The sequence below is a fragment of the Nocardioides alkalitolerans DSM 16699 genome (genome assembly GCF_000426525.1).
GTDB classification, from domain to species: Bacteria; Actinomycetota; Actinomycetes; order Propionibacteriales; family Nocardioidaceae; genus Nocardioides; species Nocardioides alkalitolerans.
Genome location: NZ_AUFN01000010.1, coordinates 849,443 through 874,714, shown reverse-complemented (window position 1 = coordinate 874,714; position 25,272 = coordinate 849,443). Strand labels below are relative to the sequence as shown.

The following is a 25,272-nucleotide window of genomic DNA, read 5'->3' as shown; positions in this document are numbered from 1 at the left end:
CGCGCGGGCTGGTCGGCCGGGTCAGGTCGGGACGGCCTGGAACCGGCGGACGAGCAGCAGCAGGAAGGGGGCGCCGACGAGGGCGGTGATGATGCCGATCGGGATCTCCTGCGGGGCCAGGGCGACCCGGGCGACGAGGTCGGCCCACACCAGCAGGATCGCGCCCATGAGCGCGGCGACCGGCACGACGACGGTGTGGGCGCCGCCGACGCAGCGTCGGGCCAGGTGGGGCACGACGAGACCGACGAACCCGATGCTGCCGGCCATGGCGACGACGACGCCGACCATCAGCGAGACGAGCACGAGCAGCTGGGTGCGGAAGCGCTCGGGGGAGACACCGACGGTCAGGGCGGTCTCGTCACCGACGACGAGGGCGTCGAGGCGTCGTCCGAGCAGGGTCAGCACGGCGGCGACACCGGCGACCACGACCACGACGACCGCGAGCGCCTCGTTCCACGCAGCCAGGCCGAGCGAGCCGAGCAGCCAGAACATCACCGAGCGCGAGCCCTCGGCGGAGTCGGAGGCGAAGATCAGGAAGCTGGTGGCCGCCGAGAGGGCGTAGCCGATCGCGACGCCGGCCATGAGCAGCCGGACCGAGGTGATCCGTCCCGCGCTGCGGGCGATGGTGAAGACGAGGAGCGAGGCGCCGAGCGCGCCGAGGAACGCGCTGCCCTGGAGGGCGTAGTCACCGAGCCCGGCACCGAGGCCGAAGAGGATGGCGCCGGCCGCGCCGCAGCTCGCCCCGGAGTTGATGCCGAGCACGTAGGGGTCGGCCAGGATGTTGCGCACCATCGCCTGCAGCGCCGCGCCGGCGACGGCGAGCCCGGCGCCCACGAAGACGGCGAGCACGACGCGCGGCATCCGGACCTCCCAGACGATCGCGTCGTCGGTGACCTCCCAGGTGACGTCACCCGGCACGCCGAGCAGGTGGTGGCCGATGATCCTGGCGACGGTGGCGGGGGAGACGTTGACGGACCCGAGCCCGACCGCCAGCACCACGGAGACCACGAGCAGCGCGGTCAGCCCGAGGAGCCAGGCGATGCTGCGCCGTCGGCGGCCGACCATGCCGAGCGGGTCGCTGTCGCTGCTCGGGGTCAGGCGGGGCGCAACCGAGCCGGAGGGTGCGCCCTTCACGAGCGGCACGCGGGCCGTGTCGGTGGGGGCGGGGGCGCCGGGCGTCATCGTCGTCCTGGTTCTCGAGGGGGGCTCTTGCTGCGAACTCTTTGCAACAGCACCCTACTGGTGGACGGCGGTGCGTCGACTGCCCGGTCGGGCAGGTCGGGTACGTCGGGTGGGTCGGGGCGCGGGTCGTGCGGTGGTGGGGTGGAGGGGCGAGCGCCGCCCGGTGGTTGAGGAGGGCCGCCAGCCGTGTGGTGGTTGAGGAGGGCCGCCAGGCCCGTCTCGAAACCACGGTGGATGTGGCCTCGGTGGTGGAGGAGCGTGCGCCAGCGAGCGTCGTTCGGTGGTTGAGGAGCGAGCGCCAGCGAGCGTCTCGAAATCACGCCGGCGGTGGTTGAGGAGAGGCGCCGGGCCCGCGCCCACGGTGTTGAGGGGTGAGCATCGGCTCCGCGCCTGCGGTGGTTGAGGAGGGCCGCTAGGCCCGTCTCGAAACCACCCCCCTTCTCTGCACTTGAAGGTCGCCTGACCTGGTCAAACAGTTATCCCCAGATCACTCGTCGACCCTGGCATTCGAACGCGTGAGCGAATAGAATCAAGGCATGAGCCAGCCCACCGCCACCTCCGAGCGCACCGCCTTCCCGGCCGCGCTGCTCGACGGTGCGCGGGCCGCCCTGGCACGCCAGCGGACAGCTGAGGTCGAGGTCCTCGTCGCGGTCGCGGACTGGGCCGACGCGCACACCGAGGACGGTGTCGTCGCCGACCAGCACGGCCCGTTCGGACTCCTGCGTTCCGACGCCCACCTCCTGCCCGGCGCGGACGTGTTCGGCGAGCTCGGCGGGCCGGGCGCGCCGTTGGTGTCGGAGTTCTGCGTGGTCGAGATAGCGGCTGCCCTCGGTCTCTCGACCGACTCGGGTCGGCGGCTCGTCGGCAACGCGGTCGAGCTGCGCCACCGCCTTCCGCGGCTCTGGAACCGGGTGGTCGCGGGGGTGCTGCCGGTGTGGCGGGCACGCAAGATCGCCGACGAGACCACGCAGCTCACCCCGGATGGCGCGGAGTTCGTCGACCGGCACCTCGCCCCGGTCGCCCACAAGACCGGCCTGGTGACCGCCCAGAAGCTGGTTGCCGAGGCCATCGCCCGGTTCGACCCCGAGAAGGCCGAGCTCGACCGCGCCGACTCCGACGCCACCCGACGGTTCGACATCGACTTCGACGCCCAGGTGGATCCGGCCCGAGGGGTGGTGCCGGTATCGGGGACCCTCGACCTCGCCGACGCCCTCGACCTCGAGAACGCCGTCTCCCGCGTGGCCGCCGACCTCGCGCTCGCGGGGTCGCTCGACTCCCTCGATGCACGACGCGCATCCGCGGTCGGGGAGATCGCGCGGCGCCAGACGACCCTCGACCTCAGCGGCTGCGACAACGCCGACGCTGTGCGGACCACGACGGGCGAGGCCAGCGACCAGACCGGCAGCGACACCGCGCCGGCCGCGTCGGCTGCGACGCGGTCGAAGGCCCGTCAGGTCGTGATCCACGTCCACCTCTCCGAGGCCGCACTGACCGACCTGGACCCGAACGCCTGCGGCGGCGTCGACCTGGCCCGGGTCGAGAAGACCCGCAGCTTCGTGCTCGCCGAGCAGGTCCGCGAGTGGTGCCGCGCCACCTCCACCCAGGTCGTCGTGAAACCGGTGATCGACCTCCGCGACCAGATCACGGTCGACGCCTACGAGATCCCCGACCGGATCGCCGACCGCGTCCGCCTCACGAGGCCCACCTGCGTCTTCCCCCACTGCACGAGGCCGGCGCGGGGCTGCGACCTCGACCACATCGAGGAATACGCCCCGCCCGACCCGCACCACCCAGGCGACGGCGGGCCACCGGGCCAGACCTCCACGACCAACCTCGCCCCGCTCTGCCGGCGACATCACAGGGTCAAGACCCACCCGTCGCCGAGCGGCATCGGGAGGGAACGCAAGTGGCGCTACCGGCGCCTGCCCGACGGGTCGTTCGTCTGGACCAGCCCCCACGACCAGCAGTACCTCGTCGACCCCCACGGCACGATCCCGCTACCGCCTGACCGCGCCGCCTGACCCACCGCGCGTTGTACCCGCCTGACCGCACACCCCAGCGACACCCGTCACTGGGGTGTGCCGTCATGCCCGGAATCGCGAGGTGGCTTCGAGACGCTCGCTGCGCTCGCTCCTCACCCACCGGTAGTGCTGCGCTCGCTCCTCACCCATCGGCAGCGCTGCGCTCACTACGCTGCTCCCGTGGAGCTGGACGAGGTGCGGGCGGCGATGCGTGCGTTCTACGACGACGGTCCCCTCGGCTCCGTGTCGTGGCCGGACCCGTTTCGGCCGGAGGGGCCTCCCGAGGAGGCCTACAGCCGGGTGACCGACCCCGACCGCTACCGGATCGTCGGGGCGCGGGTCGACGCATGGCGGCACGCGGTGGTGACGCTCGGGCTCGCGGAGGAGGAGCGGAGCGCGTCCGCGCCGACGGGATGGAGCAGTGCGCCAGGGTCGACCGGGGTTCTCTGGCTCCGCCCTCGTCGCCCGGCTGCGCAGCCCCTGCTCCTGGATGTCGGCGCCGTCGAGGTGGCCGGTGACCACGTGCGGATCGGCGTCGGTGACCCGGCGCTCGTGGTCGGTGCCCGGCCGCAGTGCGGATGCGATGCCTGCGACGACGGCTCCGAGAACCTGCTCGACGAGATCGACCGGGTGTTCGAGGCAGTGATCGCGGGCGACTTCGTCCATGCCGAGGACGAGCACTGGTCCGTGACGACGGGCCCCGACGGTTGCTGGTCCGCCTCGGGAGTCGTGGGCGGCGAACAGGCTCCGCGCATCATCGCTGCCGTTCGGTCCGGCGCGACGGTTGGGCGGCGGAGCCTGCTCGGTGGTCCCTGGTGACCTGAGCCTCGCCGACCGTCGAGACGTCAGCCCAGCGCGAGTCGCAGGATCCGGTCGTCGTCGGGGCCGGGCTCGAGGCGCCCGTCGGTGTTGTTGGTGAGCAGCCACAGCGTGCCGTCCGCGGCCGGGGCGACGGCGCGCAGCCGGCCGTACTCGTTGGTGAGGAACGGGGTGGGATCGCTGGCCTCGCCACCGGCCACGGTGATGCGCCACAACGTCTGGCCGCGGAGGGAGGCCATCCAGAGGGTGCCGTCGGCGTACGTGAGGCCGGAGGGGGAGGCCTCGTCGGTGGTCCAGGTGACCTGCGGGTCCACGAAGCCCTGGTCAGTGCCGCCCTCGCCCTCGACCTCGGGCCACCCGTAGTTGGCGCCCGCGGTGATGAGGTTGAGCTCGTCGAAGCGCTGGTCGCCGAACTCGCTCGCCCAGAGGTTGCCGTCGGGGTCGAAGACCAGGCCCTGCACGTTGCGGTGGCCCATCGACCACACGGGCGAGGACGGGTCCGGGTTGTCGGGGGCGGGGTCGCCGTCGGTGGTGATGCGCAGGACCTTGCCGGCCAGCGACGAGGCGTCCTGGGCGAGGTCGGCGTCGTTCGCGTCGCCGGTGCCGACGTAGAGATAGCCGTCCGGACCGAACGTCATCCGCCCGCCGTCGTGACGGTTGGCGCTGGGGATCCCCGTGAGGATCGGCTCACTGTCGCCCATCGTGCCGGCCTCGGTGAGCTGGCGTCGTACGACGCGGTTGTCGTCGTCGGTGGTCAGGTAGAAGTACAGGCTGCGGTCGGTCGAGAAGTCCGGCGACACGGCCACACCGAGCAGGCCCGCCTCGCCGCCCGGCTCGGCCTCGTCGAACTCCCCGACCTCGGTGGTCGTGCCGTCGGGGGCGACCGTCTTCACGATGCCGCTGTCGCGCTCCGGGACGACGGCCGTGCCGTCGGGCAGGATCGCGACGTCCCACGGGGCGTTCAGTCCGGTGGTGACGTCACCGCTCACGGTGGGGGTCCGGGGGGCGACGGCGGGTGCCGCGGACGCGGTCGCGTCGGGCGTGGCGGTCGACGAGGGCTCGGACGGGCTCGGGCTGTTGGTCGCGGGGGACTCGGCCTCCTGGGTGTCGCTCGCGCAGGCGGCCAGGAGGACCAGGGCGGTCGCGGTCAGGGCGGCGGTTGCGGTACGGCGCACTCTGGCGACGCTAGCCGACCGCTGGGCACCGGCCCGGTCAGTAGCCCCGGACCGGATAGCCGAAGCTGACTCGCAGGAGGTCGGGGCCGGCTTCCACCTGGTACCAGACCGGGGCCGGGTCGAGCACGTGCCGGCCCCACTCGTCGTCCTCGAACCCCTCGTGGAGGGGAAGCCCCATCTCGTCGGTCGTTCCTCCCGGGCCCCCGCCCCCGCGCCCACGACGCGGCCTACGACCCCGGCGTGCCGGGTCGGCCCGGCTCGCTCGCCGCAACCCGCACCAGCAGGTCGCGCAGCAGCTGGTGGACCTCGTCGGGCCGCTCCATCGCCACGAAGTGCGTGCCGGGCAGCTCGACGTACGTCGCGTCGCTCATCCGTGCCGCCGCCGACCGCATCGAGCCCGGACCCGCGAGCACGTCGTGGGAGCCCGAGACGAACGCCGTGGGCACGTCGATCGCGCTCAGCGAGACCCGCTGGTGGCGGGCGGTGTGCAGCGCCATGTGGAAGTACCAGTCCAGCGGGGTGGTGAGGAACTCCTTGACCGCGACTGCGGCGGCCTCCTTGTCGGCGATGTCGCCCATGAAGCCGACGGCGCTCAGCAGGTCGATGGTGCGCGGCCCGATCGGCAGGTGCGGCACGACGGCGTTGAGCGCCGGACCCAGCGCCCGGCCCACGTGGGTGATGCCCACGGCGAGACGCCCGCGGACGGGGGCGGGCAGGTGGGTGATCTCGAGCATTGTCGAGAAGGTCGCGCCCGGCACGCCGGCGACGGCGAGCAGGCCGCTCACGCGACCGGGGTGCAGCGTGGCGAGCTCGAACGCCGTGTTGACGCCCATCGACCACCCCATCACGGGCGCGCGGTCGAGGCCGGCGTCGTCCATGATTGCGAGCGCGTCCTCGACGAACGCGTCGATGCCGATGCGGCAGACCTCCGCGGGCCGCGCCGAGCCGCCGACGCCCCGGTGCTGCCATGACACGACGCGCACGTCGCACGCGGGGTCGAGCAGCGCGGGCCACGTGTGGGGGTTCGTGCCGAGCCCGTTGCACAGCAGCACCGTCGGCCCGGGGAGCACGTGGTCGGGGTCGTTGGTCCACGCCCGCAGGAGGGTGCCGTCGGTGCTGGCGACGTCGTGGAACGCGAGGCGGAGGCCGGTGGCGCGGGGCTCGTCGTCGTCGACGGCCCTCAGGGAGGGAGGCACGAGGCCCGATTGTGCACCACGAACCGTCCCGCCACGAGGTGTTCACCCGGGTGAGAGGCGCTCGTCGACTCGACGGCGTGGTGTCGCAGGCATGCATCCATCTCGGAGAACTGTCCTGGGTGCGGGCGCCCTCGTCGGCCCTGCCCTGCTCACCTCGACCGGTGCGGTCGGCTCCGGCGCGGCCGTCGCCGCGGCGCCCGACTCCCGCCGTACGGCGGCCACGCGGCCGTTCCCCACCAGCCCCTTCACCCTCGGCATCGCCTCGGGCGACCCCGCCCCCGACGGGTTCGTCATCTGGACCCGGCTGGCCCTCGAGCCCCTCGCCGACGACGGCCTCGGGGGCGTGCCCTCGCGCCGGTACGACGTGGTGTGGGAGCTGGCGGAGGCCGAGTCGTTCCGCCGGGTCGCGCGCCGCGGCACGGTCTCGGCGGGCCCGGAGACGGCCCACGCCGTCCACGTCGAGCTCACGGGGCTGCGGCCAGGGCGCGAGTACTGGTTCCGGTTCCGCGTCGGGCGCCACGTCTCGGGCGTCGGCCGGGGCGTCACGGCTCCCGCGCCGGGCAGCCTCCCGGCGTCGATGACCGTGGCCTTCGCGTCGTGCTCCAACTACCCGGCGGGCTTCTTCACCGCCTACCGCCACCTCGCCGACGAGCGCCCCGACCTCGTGCTCCACCTAGGCGACTACCAGTACGAGGGCCCCGCCAACGCGGCGAACCTGCGCCCCCACGCCGGGCCCGAGACCACGACGCTCGCCGGCTACCGGCAGCGCCTGGCGCAGTACAAGACCGATCCCGACCTGCAGGCCGCCCACGCCGCCGCCCCCTGGCTGGTGGTCTGGGACGACCACGAGGTCGACAACAACTACGCCGCCGAGGTGTCGGAGAAGCCGGCCGAGCAGCGGCAGTTCGTCGACCGTCGGGTCGCGGCCTACCGGGCCTACTACGAGAACATGCCGCTGCGGCGCACGTCCGTGCCGAGCGGTCCGGGCATGCAGCTGTTCCGCCGCATCAGCTGGGGCCAGCTCGCGACCTTCCACATGCTCGACACCCGGCAGTACCGCTCCGACCAGGCGAACGGCGACGGCTTCAAGCCGCGTGGCGGCGGGTACGACGACCCGGCCCGCTCGCTGCCCGGCCACTTCCAGGAGGACTGGCTGCTCGACGGCTTCGCCGACTCGACCGCGCGGTGGGACGTGCTGGGCCAGCAGGTCTTCTTCGGCGGCCGCCAGAACGCGGAGGCGGCCGTGCCGACGGTGTCGATGGACGCGTGGGACGGCTACCCCGCGTCCCGGCAGCGGATCACGCAGGGCTGGGTCGACGCGGGCGTCCGCAACCCGGTGGTGCTGACGGGCGACGTGCACGCCCACTGGGGGTCCGACCTGTTCCTCGACTACGCCGACCCCACGACCCCGGTCGGCTCGGAGTTCGTCACGACGTCGATCACCTCGGGCGGTGACGGCTACGACGACCCCGACGGCGCCCACCCGTGGGCCGACGACAACCCGAACCTCACGTTCTGGACCAACCTGCGCGGCTACGTCTCCACCACCATCACGCCGCAGGCCATGACGGTCGACTACCGGTGCCTGCCCCGGGTCACCACGCCCGGTGCGGAGGTCTTCACGCGCCGCTCGTACGTCGTCGAGGACCGCGTCCGCGGCATGCAGCAGACCGCCGACGCCCCGCTCGTCACGACGGCCGCGCGGCGCGCCCTCCCCAGCGACGAGCAGGTCGTGGCCGACACGATCCGGGAGGAGACGGGGTACTGAGCGGTCCGGGCCCGGGCGGGCTCAGTCCGGGGCGGGCTCGGCGATCGTCGGCCCGCCCCGGCTCGTGCTCGTGGCCCCCGCCACGGCGGTGACGACGCAGACCAGCGCGGCCACCTGCAGGGCGCTGAGCACCTCGCCCAGCACGAGCAGCGCGGCGAGCGCGGCCGCCGCGGGCTCGAGGCTCATGAGGATGCCGAACACCGACGGCTTCAGGGTGCGCAGCGCGACGAGCTCGCACGTGTAGGGGATCACCGAGCTGAGCAGCCCGACCGCCAGCCCGATGAGCAGCACCCGGACGCTCAGGAGCTGGTCGCCGTGGGCGCCGAGCACGTACGGCGTGAGCGGGATCGTGCCGATGAGGCTCGCGATCGCCAACCCGTCGATGCCGGGCCAGCGGGCGCCGGTGCGGGCGCTGAGCAGGATGTACGACGCCCACGCGGCCCCGGCGACGAGCGCGAACGCGACGCCCACCGGGTCGAGGTCGGCCGGTTCGGCGCCCAGGAGCACCACGCCGGCGGCGGCGAGGCCGACCCACAGCAGGTCCCGGACCCGTCGCGAGCCGAGCAGCGCCAGCGACAGCGGGCCGATGAACTCGATCGTCACCGCGATGCCGAGCGGGATCCGGGAGAACGCCTGGTAGATCGCCCAGTTCATCGTGCCGAGGCTCAGCCCGAAGCCGATCACGACGTACCAGTCCGCCCGGCTGCGTCCCCGCAGCCGCGGACGGGCCCAGGCGAGCAGCACGAGCGTGCTCGTCAGCAGCCGCAGCCACACGAGCGTCGTGGGGGAGAGCTCGTCGAAGAGCCCCTTGGCGACCGCGGCGCCCAGCTGCACCGACACGATGCCGACGAGCACGAGCCACACGGCGCGGGTCACGGTGCTCCTCGGGGACGGGCGGCTGGGGTGGGGTGGGTCGTGGAGCGGGCCGGGTGATCGTAGGGGCACGCGGCCGCCCCCGTGCAACGCGGTGTCCAGGTGTCTGCACACGCGGTGGAACACGTGTGCAGACACTCGGACACCGCGTTACACGGGATGGACGGGATGGACGGCTGGCTGCCCCCCGTGCCCCCGACCCGGCTCGGAGCCGGCGTCAGGCCGGCGGCGGGTCGCTCGGGACGGTCTCGTACGCCGCCTCGACGTCCGCGGTGTCGGTGGTGTCCTCCGGCGACGGCATCGGCGTCGGGACCCCGGCCGTGATGATCGTGCCGTCGGCCCGGTGGCCGCCGATGAGCGGCCGGTCGCCCAGCTCGCCCTCCTGGCACGGGCCCTGGCCGTCGAGCTCCACGTGCACCGGCGCGCCGCGCCGCGCCACGTGCTCGACGCCGCGCACCCGCAGGGGCACCTCGCCGTCGCCCGCCGTGACCGCGACGGTGAAGTCGGTCTGCGTCACCGTGACCTGCACGGTCGTGCCGTGCCACTGCAGCGGGAAGGTGAGCGACGGCCAGTCGGCGGGCAGCCGCGGGTCGAACGAGAGTCGTCCGCCGTGGTTGCGCATGCCGCCGAAGCCCGACACCAGCGCCGACCAGACGCCGCCGGCCGACGCGATGTGCAGGCCGTCGACCGTGTTGCCGTGGAGGTTGGAGAGGTCGACGTAGAGCGACGCGCGGAAGTACTTCATCGCGACCTCGTGGTAGCCCACCTCCGCGGCCATCACCGACTGCACGACCGCCGACAGCGTCGAGTCGCCCGTCGTGATCGGGTCGTAGTACTCGAAGTCGGCCTTCTTCTCCTCCGCCGTGAAGCGGTCGCCCTGGAGGAAGAGCGCGAGCACGACGTCGGCCTGCTTCAGCACCTGGAACCGGTAGATCACCAGCGGGTGGTAGTGCAGGAGCAGCGGGCGCAGCTCGTTGGGCGTGCGGGAGAGGTCCCAGACCTCGCGGTCGAGGAAGTGCTCGTCCTGCGGGTGGATGCCCAGCGCCTCGTCGAACGGGATCGTCATGCCCTCGGCGCAGCGGGCCCACTCGTCGACCTCCTCGACGCTCAGGCCCGTGCGGTGCACGATCTGCGTGTACGACGCGGGGTCGTCGGCCTGCACGGAGCGGACGGCCTCGACGGCCCGCTCCAGGTTGTAGCGGGCCATCACGTTCGTGAAGAGGTTGTTGTTGACGACCGTCGTGTACTCGTCCGGACCGGTGACGCCGTGGATGTGGAACGAGTCGTCGCCGTTGGTGCGCCAGAACCCGAGGTCGGCCCACATGCGGGCCGTCTCGATGAGGATGTCGACACCGTCGCGCGTCAGGAACCCGACGTCACCGGTCGCGTCGACGTACTTGCTCAGCGCGTAGGAGATGTCGGCGTCGATGTGCACCTGCGCGGTGCCCGCCGCGTAGTACGCCGAGGCCTCCTCGCCGTTGATGGTGCGCCACGGGAAGAGGGCGCCCTCCTGGGCCATCTCGCGGGCCCGGTCGCGCGCGGCCGGCAGCATCCGCACGCGGAAGTGCAGGGCGTTGCGGGCGGCGTCGGGCTGCGTGTAGGTGAGGAACGGCAGGACGTAGACCTCGGTGTCCCAGAAGTAGTGACCCTCGTAGCCGGAGCCGCTGACGCCCTTGGCCGGCACGCCCTGCTGGTCGGCGCGCGCGCTGGCCTGGGCGAGCTGGAAGAGGTTGAAGCGGATCGCCTGCTGCAGGGCCGGCTGGCCCTCGACGACGACGTCGGCCGAGGCCCAGAACCGGTCGAACCACTCGCGCTGCTCGGAGTGGTAGTGCGCGACGCCGAGACGGCGGGCCCGGTCGAGGGTGCGGTCGCACCGGTCGGACAGCTCGCGCACGGGCACGCCGCGCGACGAGTGGTAGGCGACGAGCTTGTCGAGGATGACCGTGCGGCCCTCGGTGGCGTCGACGCGCAGCACGTACTTCGCCGAGTCCTCCTCGGCGTGGCGGATGACCTCGTAGCGGTCGTCGCACGTGAGCAGGTGGTCGGCCGCGACGGCGATCGTCATCTTCGAGCGGGCGGCCTGGTAGCCGAGCATCATCCGCTGCTCGTTGGCGTAGTGGCCGCGGGGGAGGAGCACCCGGTGGTCGAAGCCCGCCGACTTGCGGGGGTCGACACCCTCGCCCAGCGAGGCGTCGGGCACGTGGTACTCGTCCTTGCCGTCCTGGCGGTTGAGCATCTGCGAGGAGATGACGATCGGCGCGTTGCCGTCGAGCATCGTGACCTCGAGGCTGAGCAGCGAGAGGTGGCGCTCGGTCATCGACACCATGCGGGTCGACACGACGCGCACCCGCTTGCCCGAGGGCGTGCGCCACACGAGGGTGCGCTTCAGGAGGCCGGAGGCGAAGTCGAGCGCACGCTCGTAGTGCTCGAGGTCGGCGGTGCCCAGGTTGAGGGGCTCGTCGTCGACGTACAGCTTCATGACCTTGACGTCGGGCACGTTCACGATCGTCTGGCCGGTGCGGGCGAAGCCGAACGCGCTCTCGGCGTGCTTGATCGGCCACGTCTCGTGGAACCCGTTGATGAAGGTGCCGTGGGCGTGGGCGTCGCGCCCCTCGGCGGGGTTGCCGCGCATGCCGAGGTAGCCGTTCGCCACCGTGAAGAGCGTCTCGGTGAGCCCGAGGTCGTCCGGGTGGTGGTCGGTCTCGAGCAGGCGCCACTCGTCGACGGGGAAGCGCCCCCGGTCCATCGGGTCCGCGGCCACCTCGTGGGTCATCTTCGCCATCAGCCGGCCTCCTCGGCGGTGTCGGTGTCGGTGTCGGTGCCGGGCACGAGTTCGGCCAGGTCGTCGACGACGAGCGTCGCGCCTGCGTCGACGAGCACCTGGGCGCCCACGCCGCGGTCGACGCCGACCACGGCGCCGAAGTCGCCCGCGGCGCCGGCGCGGACGCCGGAGACGGCGTCCTCGAGCACGACCGAGGTGGCGGCGTCGGCGCCGACCACCGAGGCGGCGTGCAGGAACGTGTCGGGGGCCGGCTTGCCCGGCAGGCCTAGCTCGGTCGCGACCGCGCCCGAGACGACAACCTCGAAGCGGTCGAGCAGCCCGGCGGCCTCGAGCACGGCGGGGGCGTTGACCGACGACGACACGACCGCGAGACGCAGGTCGGTGCCGGCCAGGTGGTCGAGCAGGGCGACGGAGCCGGGGTAGGCCGTCACGCCCTCCTTCTCGAGCACCTCGTTGAACGCGTCGTTCTTGCGGTTGCCGAGCCCGCAGACGGTGTCCTCGCTCGTCGCGTCCTCCGGGGTGCCCTCCGGCAGCGTGATGCCACGGGCGGCGAGGAAGTCGCGCACGCCGTCGTAGCGCGGCTTGCCGTCGACGTGGTCGAAGTAGTCGCGGTCGGTGTACGGCGCGGTGTCGCCCTCGCCCTCCCAACCGGCCAGGAAGGCGTTGAACATCGCCTCCCAGGCCCGCATGTGGACCTCGGCGGTCGGCGTGATCACGCCGTCGAGGTCGAAGAGCACGGCGCGGTACGCGGACCAGTCGATCTTGTTCGTCACGCGCCCAGGCTAGGTGCCGTCGGCCCCGCGCGCTGCCGCGGCCGGGTAAACGGGGTGTGACGTCGTGATCCGGGGGCGCGGCGTACGCTGCCGCCCATGACCGGCGGCTCCCCCCAGACCCCCCAGCAGACCGACGACGGGTCTGCCCCCACGCCCGAGATCGACATCAAGCCCCGCTCGCGGGACGTGACGGACGGCCTCGAGAAGGCCGCCGCGCGCGGCATGCTTCGTGCCGTCGGCATGGGTGACGACGACTGGGTGAAGCCCCAGGTCGGGGTCGCCTCGTCGTGGAACGAGATCACGCCGTGCAACCTCTCGCTCGACCGGCTCGCGAAGGCCGTGAAGAACGGCGTGCACGCCGCCGGCGGCTTCCCGCTGGAGTTCGGCACCATCTCCGTCTCCGACGGCATCTCGATGGGCCACGAGGGCATGCACTTCTCGCTCGTCTCCCGCGAGGTCATCGCCGACTCGGTCGAGACCGTGATGATGGCCGAGCGCCTCGACGGCTCCGTGCTGCTGGCCGGCTGCGACAAGTCGCTGCCCGGCATGCTCATGGCCGCCGCGCGCCTCGACCTCTCGAGCGTCTTCCTCTACGCCGGCTCGATCATGCCCGGCAAGGTCGACGGCCGCGACGTCACGATCATCGACGCCTTCGAGGCCGTCGGCGCCTGCCTGGCCGGCAAGATCAGCCGCGACGAGGTCGACAAGATCGAGCGCGCCATCTGCCCCGGCGAGGGCGCCTGCGGCGGCATGTACACCGCCAACACCATGGCCGCCGTCGGTGAGGCGCTCGGCATGTCGCTGCCCGGCTCGGCCGCCCCGCCGGCCGCCGACCGGCGTCGCGACGGCTACGCGCACAAGTCGGGTGAGGCCGTCGTCGAGCTGCTGCGCAAGGGCATCACCGCCCGCCAGATCATGACGAAGAAGGCGTTCGAGAACGCGATCACCGTCGTCATGGCGCTGGGCGGCTCGACCAACGCCGTGCTCCACCTCCTGGCCATCGCCCGCGAGGCCGAGGTCGACCTCACCCTCGACGACTTCAACCGCGTCGGCGACAAGGTGCCGCACCTCGGCGACCTCAAGCCGTTCGGCAAGTACGTGATGTACGACGTCGACCAGAAGGGCGGCATTCCGATGGTGATGAAGGCCCTGCTCGACGCGGGCCTCATGCACGGCGACTGCCTCACCGTGACCGGCAAGACGCTGGCCGAGAACCTGGCCGACATCGACCCGCCGCTGGTCGACGACGACGTGATCCGCAGCCTCGACCGGCCCATCCACGCCACGGGCGGTCTCACCATCCTCAAGGGCACCCTCGCCCCCGAGGGCGCGGTCGTGAAGAGCGCCGGGTTCGACGAGTCGGTCTTCACCGGCACCGCCCGGGTCTTCGACGGCGAGCGCGCCGCGATGGACGAGCTCGCCGCCGGCGGCCTGAAGGAGCGCGACGTCGTCGTCATCCGCTACGAGGGCCCCAAGGGCGGCCCGGGCATGCGCGAGATGCTCGCCATCACGGGCGCGATCAAGGGCGCGGGCCTGGGCAAGGACGTCCTGCTGCTCACCGACGGTCGCTTCTCCGGCGGCACGACCGGCCTCTGCGTCGGCCACGTCGCCCCCGAGGCGGCCGACGGCGGCCCGATCGCGTTCGTGCGCGACGGCGACACGATCACCCTCGACGTGGCCAACCGCCGCCTCGACGTCGACATCGACGACGAGGAGCTGGAGCGCCGCAAGGTGGGCTGGGCGCCGCTGCCGCCGAAGTACACGCGCGGCGTGCTCGGCAAGTACGCCAAGACGGTGCAGTCCGCGGCCCACGGCGCCGTCACCGGCTGACGCACGTGACCGACTCCGCCGGCGGGGCCGACCGCACGGGTACGGCGCACGCCGCCGCGCTCGACGCGGCGGACCCGCTGGCGTCGTACCGGGAGCGGTTCGTCGGCGCCGGGACGCCGCTCGTCTACCTCGACGGCAACTCGCTGGGCCGGCCGCTGGCCGTCACCGCCGAGCGGCTCGCGGGCTTCGTCACCGACGAGTGGGGCGGGCGCCTGATCCGGGGCTGGGACGAGCGCTGGTTCGACCTGCCGCTCACGCTCGGCGACGAGCTCGGCCGCCTGGCCCTCGGCGCCGCGCCGGGGCAGACGGCCATCGGCGACTCCACGACGGTGCTGCTCTACAAGATGCTCCGGGCGCTCGTCGACGACGCCCGGGCGCGCGACCCGCGCCGTACGGAGATCGTGGTCGACACCGACAACTTCCCCACCGACCGGTACGTCGCCGAGGCCGTCGCCGCCGAGCGCGGGCTGACCGTGCGGTGGCTCGAGGTGCCGACCGACGGCGGCATCGAGGTCGACGCGCTCGGCGAGGTGCTGGGGGGGCGGACCGCGGTCGTGGTGGTCAGCCAGGTCGCCTACCGCTCCGGCCACCTCGTCGACCTCGGGGCCGTCACGGCGGCGGCCCACGCCGTCGGCGCGACCGTGCTCGCCGACACCTGCCACTCCGCCGGCTCCGTGCCGGTCGCGCTCGACGCGGACGACGTCGACGTGGCGGTCGGCTGCACCTACAAGTACCTCAACGGCGGGCCCGGGTCCCCGGCCTACGTGTACGTCGCGGAGCGGCTCCAGGGCTCGCTGGCCCAGCCGATCGCCGGCTGGATGGGGCACGCCGACCCGTTCGCGATGGGTCCCGGCCACACGCCCGCGTCCGGGATGCGCCGGTTCCTCTCCGGCACGCCGTCCGTGCTCGCGATGCAGCCGCTCGCCGACCTGCTCGGGCTGCTCGACGAGGTCGGCGGGGCGAGCGGGGGCGACGCGATCACCGCCGTCCGCGCCAAGTCGGTGGGGCTCACGTCGTACGCGATCGAGCTCGCCGACGCGTGGCTGGCGCCGTACGGCGTCGAGCTGGCCACCCCGCGCGACCCCGACCGGCGCGGCGGCCACGTCACCCTGCGGCACCCGCGCATGCGGGAGGTCGTGGCCGCGCTGTGGACGGCCGACGTGCTGCCCGACTACCGCGACCCCGGGGGCCTGCGGATCGGGCTGTCACCGCTGTCGACGAGCTTCGACGAGGTACGGCGCGGGCTCGCCGCCGTGCGGGACCTGCTGGCGGCGTGACCCCGCCGCCGGGGCGCGGGTTCAGGCCCGGGCGTCGGCGGTCTTCTCGGCCCTGGCCCCGTGCCCGGCGTGCTGGGGAGCCTTGAAGAAGAGCACGGCGAGGATGCCCACGCAGAGCGCTGCCGCGGGCAGGAGCGTGGCCTGCGCCATCGCGTCGGAGAACGGGCCGGCGACCGCGCCGGGCATCGCCCCGCCGCCCGTCTGCACCTGCTCGACGGACGCGCCCGCCCCCGGCAGGTTCGCCGTGAGGCGCGACTGGATGAGCGCGGCGATCGCCGCGCTGCCGAGCACGGCGCCGACCTGGCGGGTCGTGTTGTAGACCCCGGCGCCCGCCCCGGCCGAGGAGAGCGGCAGGTTGCGGGTGGCGGTGGTGCTCAGCGGCGCCCAGAGGAACGCGCTGCCGACGCCGAACAGGCCGAGCGGCAGCAGGATCTGCCACACGTGGGTGTCCGGCGTCATCACGCGGCTGAGCCACAGCAGCGCCGCGGCGGACGCGGTGAAGCCGACCAGCGTGATGCTGCGCGGGTGGGCGCGGTCGACGAGGCGCCCGACGACGGGGGCGAGGAAGCCGGTGCAGATCGCCATCGGCACGAGCAGGAGACCGGTCTCGGTCGGGCTGTAGCCGCGGACGGCCTGGGCCCAGAGCGTGAACGGGAACGCGAACGCCGTGATGGCGAAGGAGACCAGCGTGATGCCCGTGTTCGCGAGCGAGAAGTTGCGGTCGCGGAAGAGGCCGAGGGGCACGAGCGGCTCCGTGCGGATGCGGCTCTGCCACAGCACGAACAGCACGAGCACGACGAGGCCGGCGCCGATGAGCAGCGGCACGGAGAGGACTCCGCTGATCGTGCCCCAGTCGTACTTCTCGCCCTCCTGGATGCCGAAGACCAGCAGGAACATGCCGACCGCGCTCAGCACGACACCGAGCCAGTCGAAGTGGTGGCTGTGGGTCGGCAGCGACGGCACGAGGCGCCAGGCGAGCACGAACGCCACGACGCCGACGGGCACGTTGATGAAGAAGATCCACTCCCAGCCGGGGCCGTCGACGAGCACGCCGCCGAGGATCGGTCCGACGAGCGTGGCGACGCCGGCCGTGGCGCCCCACAGGGCCATGGCGCCGCCGCGGCGGGCGGCGGGGAACGTGCGGGTGATGACGGCCATCGTCTGCGGCGTCATCATCGAGGCGCCGAAGCCCTGGAACACGCGCGCCAGGATCAGGCCCTCGACGCTCGAGGTGAGGCCGCACCACAGCGAGGCCAGCGTGAAGAGCGTCAGCCCGACGAGGTACACGTGCTTGGGCCCGAAGCGGTCACCGAGGCGGCCGGTCACGAGCAGGGGCACGGCGTACGCCAGCAGGTAGGCGCTCGTCACCCAGATGACGTTGTTCACGTCGGTGTCGAGGCCGGTCATGATCGCGGGCGTCGCCACCGAGACGATGGTGGAGTCGACGAGGATCATGAAGAACCCGATCACCATCGCCCAGAGGGCGGGCCAGGGGTTCGTCTCCGGGGGAGTGTCGGTGCGCCCGGCGGGTGCGGGCGGGGTCAGGTCGGCCACGGGAGGTCTCCGGTCGTGAGTCGTGCGACGAGGGTGTCGAGCCAGTCGATCTGGGCGGTGCGCAGCGCGAGGGCGTAGTCGCCCTCGATCCAGTAGGCCTCGGCCACGTCGCGCCGACGCGCGTCGTCGAGCAGCGCGCCGATCTCGTCGCGGTCGGCGCGCAGGGTCGCGACGTACGCCGTCAGGTCGGCCACGACGGTGTCGCGGGGCAGGTTGTGGGCCTCGGCGAGGCCGAGGACGTGCTCGGGGTAGGACGGCGCAGGCTCCCGCAGCAGGTCGCGCAACCGCGCGGTGAGGGCGGCGCGACCGGCGTCGGTGACGGCGTACGTCGTGCGCTCGGGCCGGTTGCCCTCGCGGTCCGTGCCCACCGTGACGACGAGCTCGGCGGCCGCCAGGCGCTCGACGGCGTGGTAGAGCGAGCCGGGCCGGACCTTGAGGATGCGGTCCTCGTGACGGGCCAGCAGCAGCTGGTACATCTCGTAAGGATGCATGGGTCGTTCGGCGAGGAGCGCCAGCGAGGCGACGGCGATCGGGGTGAGCGCCATGGGTGCGTCCCCCCATCATTCGACGATGAATATTCCGCGTGGAATATAGGCGCGCCGGGACGCCGGTGTCCAGACGCGGCGCCTCCGTAGGGTGCGGGCATGACTTCCGAGCAGGAGCAGGAGCACGGGCGGGACGGGCAGGGGCAGAGCGGGCACGGGCAGCCGGTCGGGGCGCCGCTGGACTGGGCGGGCGCGACGGCGGTGTCGCCGGACGTGCTCGAGGGCCGGTGGGTGCGCCTCGAGCCGCTCTCGGCCGACCACGTGAGCGACCTGCACGCCGCGACGGCCACGCCCGAGGAGGACGCGTCGTGGACCTACCTCCCCGAGGAGCGGCCGGGGGACGTGGCCGAGACCGCGCGGCGGGTGGCGGCCGTGGCGGCCGACCGCGCGATGGTGACGTGGGCCGTCGTGCCGGCGTCGACCGGACGGGCCGAGGGCCGGATGTCCCTGATGCGCACCGACCTGCCGAACGGCACCACCGAGATCGGCTGGATCCTGCTGGGCCCGGCGCTGCGACGTACGACGGCCGCGACCGAGGCGGTCGCGCTGCTCGCCGACCTGGTCTTCGCCCACGGTTTCCGGCGCCTGGAGTGGAAGTGCGACAGCCTCAACGCGCCGTCACGGCGTGCGGCGGCGCGCCTCGGGTTCACCCACGAGGGCCGGTTCCGGCAGGCCGTCGTGACGAAGGGCCGCAACCGCGACACGGACTGGTTCTCGATCGTCGACCACGAGTGGCCGGCGCTGCGCGCGTCGTACGACGCGTGGCTCGACCCCGCGAACCACGACGACGAGGGCCGGCAGCGCCGCGGCCTGGTCGAGCTGCGTGGGCCGAGGGCCTGAGGCTCAGGCCACGGGCTCCGCGAACACGACCCGGTTCTCGGTGTAGCGACCGGCCGCGCGGTCGTACGGGCCCGTGCAGGTGATGAGGCGCAGCTGGTCGCCCGCGGTGGCGCCGAAGACGGCCGCGGTCGGGAAGTCGGCCTGGAGGAAGTCCTCGGTGCGCGTGACGGCGTAGGTCACGGTCGTGCCGGCCTCCGTCGTCACGGTGACCTCGTCGCCCGCCACCAGGTCGGGCAGGTCGGCGAAGACGGCCGGGCCGGTCGCCGAGTCGAGGTGGCCGACGAGCACCGTGGGACCGGGGCCGCCGGGTCGCCCGCCGCCGGTGAACCACCCGACGCGCGCGGCGTCGGCCGGCACGTCGAGCTCGCCGCTGGCGGCGATGCCGAGGTCGATGAGCTGCTCGTCGACCCCGATGGCCGGGATGGTCACGGCGGTCGGGTCGGCCGGAGCCATCTCCTGGCTCTCCCCGGGGGCGGACGTCGGCGCGGACGTGGGTGCGGGCGTCGGCGCGGGCGGGGGAGCGCTCGTGGTGGTCCCCGGTGGTGCCTCGGTCACCGACGTCCCCGCGGCGCCGTCCTGCCCGCCGCACCCCGTGAGGAGCGCGACGAGCAGGACGGACCCGGTCAGCCGGAGGCCGAGGGGGCGGTGCAGGTTCAGCGCAGCGCCCCGACGCGACGGCGCAGCATCACGCCGGCCGCGGCGAGCAGGCCGAGCGAGGTGGCCGCGAGCGGCAGCACGGCGGTGCCGGAGCCCGACTCGCCGGCGGCGGTCGCGAGGCCACCGGCGCCGGTGTCGACGCCGCCGACCGGGATCTCCTGCAGCTGGCCGCGCACCGCGCCCGCGGCGAACTCGGCCGTGTGCGTGTCGGCCGAGAAGCCCGAGCCACCGTCGGCCTCGATCTGGGCGAGCGTGAAGCCGTCACCGGTGTCGGTGCCCTCGGGGGCGAGGCCGGTGGTGAACGGCCCCTGGAGGCAGCCGCTGCTGGTGCGCGTGTCGCCCTCACCGGTGGGGTTGGGGAACGAGATGCGCGGCGGGCCGGGGTTGCCCGCGGTCGCCTCGTGGATGTGGGTGGCCGTCTTGGCCGGGCTCTCGTACTCGCCCGTCACGCCCTCGAGCGTGATGTCGTAGCAGATGATCTCCTCGTCGGAGTTGACCATGAAGGTGAAGGTGCCGGTGGCGCCGTCCTGGCCGGGCACGGCCTCGCCGTCGTTGTTGATGATCGTGTCGGGCGTCGCCATCACGGTGTAGGCGCTCGTGAACGTGTCCGGGCGGTCGACCTCGGTCTCGGCGGAGGCCGGCGCGGCGCCGGCCATCACGGCCAGGGGCGCGGCCACGGCGAGGGCGGCCAGTCGGGTGGAGCGTCGGTGCGTCTTCTGCGTCGTCATCGATCTTCCCGTCGTTCGCGGGCCCCGGTCCGGTGCCCTCGTGACGGGGTGTACGACGCGGGTCGGCCCCGCGTTCACCCGGTTCCGAGAATTTTCTGCCGACCACCGGTGAACGCGGCGCCGCGGCCCGACGTACCCCCGGCATGGCCCTCTCGCTCGCGCTCCCCGTGGCGTCGCCCCCCGACGTGGGTGGACGACGGGTCGCGGGGGCGGTCGCTAGGTTGGCCCCCGAGGAGCCCGGACGGCCGGGCGCGACGGAGCGTGCAGGGAGCGGGGAGCAGGTGGGCATGGGGGACGACGAGCTCGACGTCGCCGCCGCCTACCGGTTGCACGGGCGCGACCTCTTCGGCTTCGCGGTCAACGCGACCCAGGACCGCCACCTCGCCGAGGAGTGCGTGCAGGACACGTTCACCCGGGCCTGGCAGGCCCGCGCCCGCTTCGACCCGGCGCGGGGGAGCCTGCGCACCTGGCTGTTCGCGATCGCCCGCAACGTCGTGGTCGACCACGTGCGGGCCCGGCGCCGCCGGCCGCTGCGCGCGGTGGGGGACGACGAGCTGGCCCGCGTGCCCGACGAGACCGACCAGCCCGAGCGTCTCGACGCCCACATGACGCTGCTGTGGGCGCTGGCCCAGATCAGCGAGCCGCAGCGCCGGGTGGTGGTGGCGGTCCGGCTCGAGGGACTCACCTACGAGCAGCTCGCCGAGCGTGACGGGGTGCCCGTGCCCACGTTGCGCACCCGGATGTTCCACGCCCTGCGGGCGCTGCGCGCGATACTCGAGGAGGAGGAGGGAGACGCATGAGCACTGCTGACGAACGCCGCGACGAGCTGGTCGCCGCCGCCGTGACCGACGACCTCGACGACGCCGAGCGCGCCGAGCTCGACGCCCTCCGGGCGAGCGACCCACGGGTGCAGGCCGAGATCGACGAGCTGCGCGCCGTGAGCGACCGCCTCGGTGCGTTGGCCCCGGGCCCCGGTGCGTCCGCGTGGCGTGACGACGAGCCGTCGCCCGCCCTCGCGGGGGCCGTCCTGGCCTCGACCGAGGGGAGCGGGTCGGCCCGTCCGTCCGCTCGTCCGTCCGCTCGTCCGTCCGCGCCGCGCCGTCGGCTCGGCATGGTCGCCGCCGCGGTCGCGCTGGTGGCCGTCGGGGCCGGGGGAGCGCTCGGGGTGCAGCAGCTCGTCTCCGACGACACCGCGGAGGACGACCTGGCCGTCCAGGGCCCGCCCGGCACGCTGGGCGCCGTCGAGCCCGTGGCGTTCGCCGCCGACGACGACCCCGCCGACGTCGACGCCGCCCTCGTCGCCCACACCTGGGGCACCGAGGCCGTGCTCGACGTCGAGGGGCTCCCTCCCGGCCAGGTGTACGACGTGGTCTTCCTCGACGCCGACGGCACCGAGGTGAGCGCGGGTGCGTTCCTCGGCTCGGCCGTCGAGATCCACTGCAGCGTGAACGCGGCGATCCTGCGCGAGGACGTCCGCGTGCTCCGGATCCAGCTGCCCGACGGCACCGTGGTCCGCTCCGCCGAGCTCCCCGCCGTCGCGACCTGACGCTCCACGCCGCCCCGCATCGGGTCGCGGTGTGCGCGCCCCGTCCGCCCTGTCGCTGACACCGCGACCGGTCCGCCCCCATTGGGTTGCGGTGTGCGCGCCCCGTCCGCCCTGTCGCTGACACCGCGACCGGTCCACCCCCACGCACGACACCGGCCGCCGACCCCCTCGCGGGGGCCGACGGCCGGTGTCGTGTCAGGTGCTGCGGGTGGAGCCCCCGGTCAGGAGGCGCCCCCCGGGACGGTCACGACCTCGCCGCGACGACCCGGTGCACCGTAGAGGTGGAGCACGAGGGCGTCCGCGCCGCCCGTGCCGACCAGGTCGATCGTCGCGCCGTTGGTGTCCACGAAGAGCGGACCCTGGGTGGCGACCGCCGGGGTGCCGGCGTCGAACTCGATCGCCCCGGTGGCGTCAGCGGTGCCACCGGCGAAGGCGTCGGCGATCCCGGCCACGTACGTGATCGGGGCGCTGCTGCCGTCGCTCGGGAGACCCACGCTCTCCTTCAGGACGGGCAGGAGCACCACGTCCGTGTCGAAGACGTTCGTGTCCACGTTGGCGTCGAAGAAGTTGACCGGCTGTGCGTCGACCTCCTCGCCCGTGTTGAGGTCCACCGTCACGGCGTAGAGCACGTCCGTGTCGGCGAAGAACTGCAGGTAGACCTCGTAGTCGGGAGCGCCGTCGCCGTCGACGTCGAAGTCGACGAACGGGATGTTGATCCGACCGACCGTGGCCCAGTCGCCCCAGGTGTCGATGCCGAACCAGAGGTAGTCGTCGTCGGCGCCGGCCCCCACGTGCTGGAGGTCCTGACCGCGGTCGGAGTCCTGGTCGACACAGCCGGAGACCGCGCCGCCGGTGCAGACCGGCAGCTGGCCGCTGCGGGCACCGAGCTCGAGCACCGACACCAGCGAGCGCTGGCGCGCCGCCGGGTCGTTGCCCTGGTTGACGCCCGCACCCGAGAGCACGAGCTGGTCGCCCTGGACGGCCGAGGTGGTCGTCGAGTTGGCGCGGGCGGTGCCGTAGACGGGCACCCGGACGGCCGGGGTGGTGCCCTGCTTGATCGTCACGCGGCCCGAGGCGGCGCTGACGTACTGGCGGGGCGCGCCGACCTGGTTCGTCTGCATCGTCGGGTCGATGACGCGGGCGAGCCGGTTGGGGTAGACGACCATGTTCAGCGTGACCGTGCGCGTGGAGCGCGCCGGCACGGTGACCGAGGACGTCGACACCGTGTAGGCGACGCCGGGCTGGCTGGTGATCGGCTCGTAGGCGACCGCGTACGTCCGCGACTGCGACGAGAGGTTGCGCACGGTGATCGTCTTCTGCTTGGTCACCTTGGCCGTCGTGACCGGCGCGTTGACGACGCCGAAGGTGGCCGAGACCGGGTTGTTCTCGCCGGTGGTGTAGGCGAGCGTCGTGGCGGTGGTGGCCGAGCGGGCGTCGATGCGACCGGCGCCGACGCGGGCGGGGCCGTAGCGGCTGCCTGTGCGGTTGAGGCCCGCGAACAGGTCGTTGGTGGCCGTGTTCATCATCGCGGCCTTGACCTCGAGCGGCGCCCACGAGGGGTTCTGCGCCATCACCAGGGCGGCGACACCGGCGGTGACCGGGGCGGCCATCGAGGTGCCGGAGAGCGTGGCGCTGCCGGCGCCGGAGCCGACGGCGGCGGAGCTGATCGTGTCACCGGGGGCGGCGACGTCGGGCTTGACGCCGTTGTAGGAGCCGTGGCCACCACGCGAGGTGAAGCCGGAGATCGTGTCGGTGATGCCGTTGTTGTACGTCGACACGCTCTGCGCGAGCGCGCCGTCGAACTCGACGGTGAGGGTGCCGGCCGCGACCAGGGGACGCAGGCGGGCCGTCTCCGAGCCGGTCAGCTGGATGACCGGGATCGCGGCGTTGCCGGAGATCCCGGCGGCGAACACGTCGAGGTTGCTCGTGAAGATGGCGCCGACGGCGCCCGCCTCGGTGAGGTTGTCGGCACGGGCGACGGAGCCGCAGCGACGGGTCGCGTCGACGTCGTCCCACTCGAGCCACGCCACCTTGCCGGCGACGAGGGCGGCCTCCTCGGGGGTCAGCGCCGTGCAGCCGTCGGCGTTGGCGCCGGGGAGGGCGGCGACGGCGCCCGAGACGGGCGCGCCCGTCGGACCGTTGTTGAGGTAGTCGTAGGCCTGCGAGAACTGGCCGAGAGCGGTGCCCGCCACGTTGGACGGGGCGGTGACGCGCACGGCGTCGCGACGCTCCTGGGAGTCGACCGAGCTGGCGACCGTGAGGGCGCTGGTCGCGCTGCCCGGCGAGCCGCCCGCATCGGTGAGGTCGCCCTCGTTGCCGGCGGACGCGACGGTGAGCACGCCGTGGCGCGTCAGGGCGTCGACGACGTCGTTCTGCGGGTCGTCGGTCGGGGCGTAGGAGGAGCCCAGCGACATGTTGACGATGTCGAGCTTGTCGGAGAAGTCACCGTCGCCGTTCGGGTCGAGCGCCCAGTCGAGCGCCGCGATCGTCTGGTCGGTGCTGCCGCCGCAGCCGAACACCCGGAGGCCGTAGAGCTCGGCCTTCGGCGCCATGCCGGGACCGATCTTCAGGCCGCGGAGCGTGTTCGGGCCGACGTTGGCGTAGTTGCCGGCGAACGTGGAGCCGTCGGGGAGGACGCCGTACCCGCCGGCGCTGCCCGCGACGTGCGTGCCGTGGCCCTCGCAGTCGAGCGGGTTGTCGTCGGGCACGGGGACGGGGCTGTAGTCCGGCGAGGTGGGGTCGGCGTTGTAGTCGTCACCGGCGAAGTCGTAGCCGCCGACGACCTTGGCCTGGCCCAGCGCGGGCAGGCCCTCGGCCCAGCCCGGCTCGGTCGAGGTGGCCGCGGCGGCCTCGAAGGCCTCCACGGTGCCCGCGCCGCCGAAGGTGGCGTGCGTGTAGTCGATACCGGTGTCGATGATGCCGATCTTCACGCCCTCGCCCGTGTTGGCCGAGGCCGACCAGACGTTGTTGGCGCGCAGGAGGCCGGCGGTGTTCGCGTTGTCGATCGTGTGGCGCGTGACCCGCGAGACGCGGACGACGTCGTCACGCTCGGCGATGGCCGCGATGCCGGCCGCGTCGGTCGAGACGGCGACGCCGGGGACGGCGTTGCTGACCGTGTAGACCTCGACGGCGGACGGGTCGGCGGCGGTGGCCGTGTCGACCACGGACTCCGCGTCGTTCTGGACCTCCGCGCGACGGTTCTCCGCACGACGCTTCGGGGTCACGCCGCGCAGCGAGCCCTGGGCCGCCACGTCGGCGGCACCGGCACCCTCGAGCTGGACGAACACCGTCTGCTGCTCGGTGGCGTCGAGGTCGAGGGAGGGGGAGATCTTCGCGCGCTCGAGATCGGGCGCGGCGGGGGCGGGGATGTCCAGCGGGGTGGCGCCGTCACCGGGCTCCGCGGGGCTGGACGTGGCGGGGGCTGCCGTCAGCATGGTCGCCCCGAGGGTGAGCGCGGCGAGGCCGACCCACCGATGTGATCGAGATATGGACACCCGAGAACTCTCTTTCGAATCGGTCCCGCCGGCGTCCGCGGGGCCGAGTGTCCGCGGCCGGAAAAGCTCCGGCGGTTCGTGCACTGTAGATCCGTGATCCCCTCCCGGGACAGCGTCAGGGAGGGGAATTTTCCAGAACGTGACCACCGCGGGGTTGCTCGGTGGGGGCCGGCCCCCACGCGCCAGGGGTGGTCTCCCTTCCCGGCTGTCCC

The 25,272-nt window shown here is 73.4% G+C and carries 20 protein-coding genes; 8 read left to right on the top strand and 12 right to left on the bottom strand.

From position 1 onward, the window contains the following. Window positions 1–21: 21 nt before the first annotated feature. Window positions 22–1,182 (bottom strand): FecCD family ABC transporter permease, encoded by a 1,161-nt coding sequence (locus tag K329_RS0104865; RefSeq protein ID WP_084540980.1) that lies wholly within the window; start codon window positions 1,180–1,182, stop codon window positions 22–24. A gap of 536 nt (window positions 1,183–1,718) precedes the next feature. Here K329_RS0104865 and K329_RS0104860 point away from each other — a divergent pair. Beyond that, entirely contained in the window at window positions 1,719–3,203 is a 1,485-nt protein-coding gene (locus K329_RS0104860) for an HNH endonuclease signature motif containing protein (protein WP_028472174.1), read from the top strand. A 126-nt stretch (window positions 3,204–3,329) separates the two neighbouring features. Then, complete coding sequence (locus K329_RS29335; protein WP_052336355.1) at window positions 3,330–4,022, top strand: DUF6226 family protein; 693 nt, start codon at window positions 3,330–3,332, stop codon at window positions 4,020–4,022. A 26-nt stretch (window positions 4,023–4,048) separates the two neighbouring features. Here K329_RS29335 and K329_RS0104850 read toward each other — a convergent pair whose 3' ends face one another. The 3 genes from K329_RS0104850 to K329_RS24650 are packed head-to-tail and all read right to left on the bottom strand — an operon-like array spanning window position 4,049 to window position 6,393. Next, window positions 4,049–5,197: a PQQ-dependent sugar dehydrogenase gene (locus K329_RS0104850; RefSeq protein ID WP_028472173.1), complete on the bottom strand. Its 1,149-nt coding sequence runs from the start codon at window positions 5,195–5,197 to the stop codon at window positions 4,049–4,051. Between the two features lie 37 nt (window positions 5,198–5,234). Continuing rightward, entirely contained in the window at window positions 5,235–5,375 is a 141-nt protein-coding gene (locus tag K329_RS30715) for a hypothetical protein (protein ID WP_157571564.1), read from the bottom strand. 49 nt (window positions 5,376–5,424) lie between these two features. Further along, window positions 5,425–6,393: an alpha/beta fold hydrolase gene (locus tag K329_RS24650; protein ID WP_245596435.1), complete on the bottom strand. Its 969-nt coding sequence runs from the start codon at window positions 6,391–6,393 to the stop codon at window positions 5,425–5,427. A 91-nt stretch (window positions 6,394–6,484) separates the two neighbouring features. Here K329_RS24650 and K329_RS0104835 point away from each other — a divergent pair, with 91 nt between their 5' ends. After that, window positions 6,485–8,161, top strand: a complete 1,677-nt coding sequence (locus K329_RS0104835) for an alkaline phosphatase D family protein (RefSeq protein ID WP_028472172.1) — start codon at window positions 6,485–6,487, stop codon at window positions 8,159–8,161. A 21-nt stretch (window positions 8,162–8,182) separates the two neighbouring features. On the opposite strand, the gene K329_RS24645 is transcribed toward K329_RS0104835, so the two are convergent. The 3 genes from K329_RS24645 to K329_RS24635 form a co-directional block, all read right to left on the bottom strand. After that, window positions 8,183–9,037, bottom strand: a complete 855-nt coding sequence (locus tag K329_RS24645) for an EamA family transporter (RefSeq protein ID WP_245596434.1) — start codon at window positions 9,035–9,037, stop codon at window positions 8,183–8,185. 214 nt (window positions 9,038–9,251) lie between these two features. Next, window positions 9,252–11,807 carry a glycoside hydrolase family 65 protein gene (locus K329_RS24640; protein WP_043642418.1) on the bottom strand — a complete coding sequence of 852 codons (2,556 nt, stop codon included), beginning with the start codon at window positions 11,805–11,807 and terminating at the stop codon, window positions 9,252–9,254. An 8-nt stretch (window positions 11,808–11,815) separates the two neighbouring features. Further along, complete coding sequence (locus tag K329_RS24635) at window positions 11,816–12,589, bottom strand: HAD family hydrolase (protein ID WP_245596433.1); 774 nt, start codon at window positions 12,587–12,589, stop codon at window positions 11,816–11,818. A gap of 96 nt (window positions 12,590–12,685) precedes the next feature. Here K329_RS24635 and ilvD point away from each other — a divergent pair, with 96 nt between their 5' ends. Both ilvD and K329_RS24630 read left to right on the top strand, forming a co-directional pair. After that, window positions 12,686–14,419 carry a dihydroxy-acid dehydratase gene (gene ilvD / locus K329_RS0104815; RefSeq protein WP_052336353.1) on the top strand — a complete coding sequence of 578 codons (1,734 nt, stop codon included), beginning with the start codon at window positions 12,686–12,688 and terminating at the stop codon, window positions 14,417–14,419. A gap of 5 nt (window positions 14,420–14,424) precedes the next feature. Continuing rightward, the gene (locus K329_RS24630; RefSeq protein ID WP_052336352.1) at window positions 14,425–15,696 is read left to right on the top strand and encodes a kynureninase; all 1,272 of its coding nucleotides are present in this window, start codon (window positions 14,425–14,427) and stop codon (window positions 15,694–15,696) included. A 21-nt stretch (window positions 15,697–15,717) separates the two neighbouring features. Here the strand turns inward: K329_RS24630 and K329_RS24625 are convergent, their stop codons facing one another. Both K329_RS24625 and K329_RS30710 read right to left on the bottom strand, forming a co-directional pair. Next, window positions 15,718–17,250: a DHA2 family efflux MFS transporter permease subunit gene (locus K329_RS24625; protein WP_342665398.1), complete on the bottom strand. Its 1,533-nt coding sequence runs from the start codon at window positions 17,248–17,250 to the stop codon at window positions 15,718–15,720. After that, window positions 17,238–17,795, bottom strand: a complete 558-nt coding sequence (locus tag K329_RS30710; protein WP_028472170.1) for a PadR family transcriptional regulator — start codon at window positions 17,793–17,795, stop codon at window positions 17,238–17,240. Before K329_RS30710 ends, K329_RS24625 begins: the two co-directional genes overlap by 13 nt. Before the next feature lie 99 nt (window positions 17,796–17,894). On the opposite strand from K329_RS30710, the gene K329_RS24620 reads away from it, so the two are divergent. After that, window positions 17,895–18,635, top strand: coding sequence for a GNAT family N-acetyltransferase (locus K329_RS24620; RefSeq protein WP_052336351.1), 741 nt, complete (start codon window positions 17,895–17,897; stop codon window positions 18,633–18,635). A gap of 3 nt (window positions 18,636–18,638) precedes the next feature. On the opposite strand, the gene K329_RS29330 is transcribed toward K329_RS24620, so the two are convergent. Together K329_RS29330 and K329_RS0104785 are read right to left on the bottom strand one after the other, a co-directional pair. Next, the gene (locus K329_RS29330) at window positions 18,639–19,088 is read right to left on the bottom strand and encodes a class F sortase (protein WP_245596432.1); all 450 of its coding nucleotides are present in this window, start codon (window positions 19,086–19,088) and stop codon (window positions 18,639–18,641) included. Window positions 19,089–19,288: 200 nt separating this feature from the next. After that, entirely contained in the window at window positions 19,289–20,020 is a 732-nt protein-coding gene (locus K329_RS0104785) for a CHRD domain-containing protein (protein WP_028472169.1), read from the bottom strand. Window positions 20,021–20,307: 287 nt separating this feature from the next. Between K329_RS0104785 and K329_RS24610 the strand changes: the two genes are divergently transcribed. Both K329_RS24610 and K329_RS29325 read left to right on the top strand, forming a co-directional pair. Beyond that, entirely contained in the window at window positions 20,308–20,820 is a 513-nt protein-coding gene (locus K329_RS24610; RefSeq protein WP_043642026.1) for an RNA polymerase sigma factor, read from the top strand. Then, a complete protein-coding gene (locus K329_RS29325; protein WP_052336349.1) occupies window positions 20,817–21,566 on the top strand; it encodes an anti-sigma factor domain-containing protein in 750 nt (249 codons plus the stop codon). Before K329_RS24610 ends, K329_RS29325 begins: the two co-directional genes overlap by 4 nt. Before the next feature lie 221 nt (window positions 21,567–21,787). Here K329_RS29325 and K329_RS24600 read toward each other — a convergent pair whose 3' ends face one another. Continuing rightward, entirely contained in the window at window positions 21,788–25,060 is a 3,273-nt protein-coding gene (locus K329_RS24600) for a S8 family peptidase (protein ID WP_169721566.1), read from the bottom strand. Window positions 25,061–25,272: the final 212 nt, after the last annotated feature.

What these genes read in the sequence shown, in the direction of transcription:
- K329_RS0104865 (WP_084540980.1), bottom strand. Translation starts at nt 1,182, where the DNA reads ATGACGCCCGGCGCCCCCGCCCCCACCGACACGGCCCGCGTGCCGCTC.
- K329_RS24620 (WP_052336351.1), top strand. Translation starts at nt 17,895, where the DNA reads ATGACTTCCGAGCAGGAGCAGGAGCACGGGCGGGACGGGCAGGGGCAG.
- K329_RS30715 (WP_157571564.1), bottom strand. Translation starts at nt 5,375, where the DNA reads ATGGGGCTTCCCCTCCACGAGGGGTTCGAGGACGACGAGTGGGGCCGG.
- K329_RS29330 (WP_245596432.1), bottom strand. Translation starts at nt 19,088, where the DNA reads ATGGCTCCGGCCGACCCGACCGCCGTGACCATCCCGGCCATCGGGGTC.
- K329_RS24610 (WP_043642026.1), top strand. Translation starts at nt 20,308, where the DNA reads ATGGGGGACGACGAGCTCGACGTCGCCGCCGCCTACCGGTTGCACGGG.
- K329_RS0104835 (WP_028472172.1), top strand. Translation starts at nt 6,485, where the DNA reads ATGCATCCATCTCGGAGAACTGTCCTGGGTGCGGGCGCCCTCGTCGGC.
- K329_RS0104860 (WP_028472174.1), top strand. Translation starts at nt 1,719, where the DNA reads ATGAGCCAGCCCACCGCCACCTCCGAGCGCACCGCCTTCCCGGCCGCG.
- K329_RS29325 (WP_052336349.1), top strand. Translation starts at nt 20,817, where the DNA reads ATGAGCACTGCTGACGAACGCCGCGACGAGCTGGTCGCCGCCGCCGTG.
- K329_RS24640 (WP_043642418.1), bottom strand. Translation starts at nt 11,807, where the DNA reads ATGACCCACGAGGTGGCCGCGGACCCGATGGACCGGGGGCGCTTCCCC.
- K329_RS0104785 (WP_028472169.1), bottom strand. Translation starts at nt 20,020, where the DNA reads ATGACGACGCAGAAGACGCACCGACGCTCCACCCGACTGGCCGCCCTC.
- ilvD (WP_052336353.1), top strand. Translation starts at nt 12,686, where the DNA reads ATGACCGGCGGCTCCCCCCAGACCCCCCAGCAGACCGACGACGGGTCT.
- K329_RS30710 (WP_028472170.1), bottom strand. Translation starts at nt 17,795, where the DNA reads ATGGCGCTCACCCCGATCGCCGTCGCCTCGCTGGCGCTCCTCGCCGAA.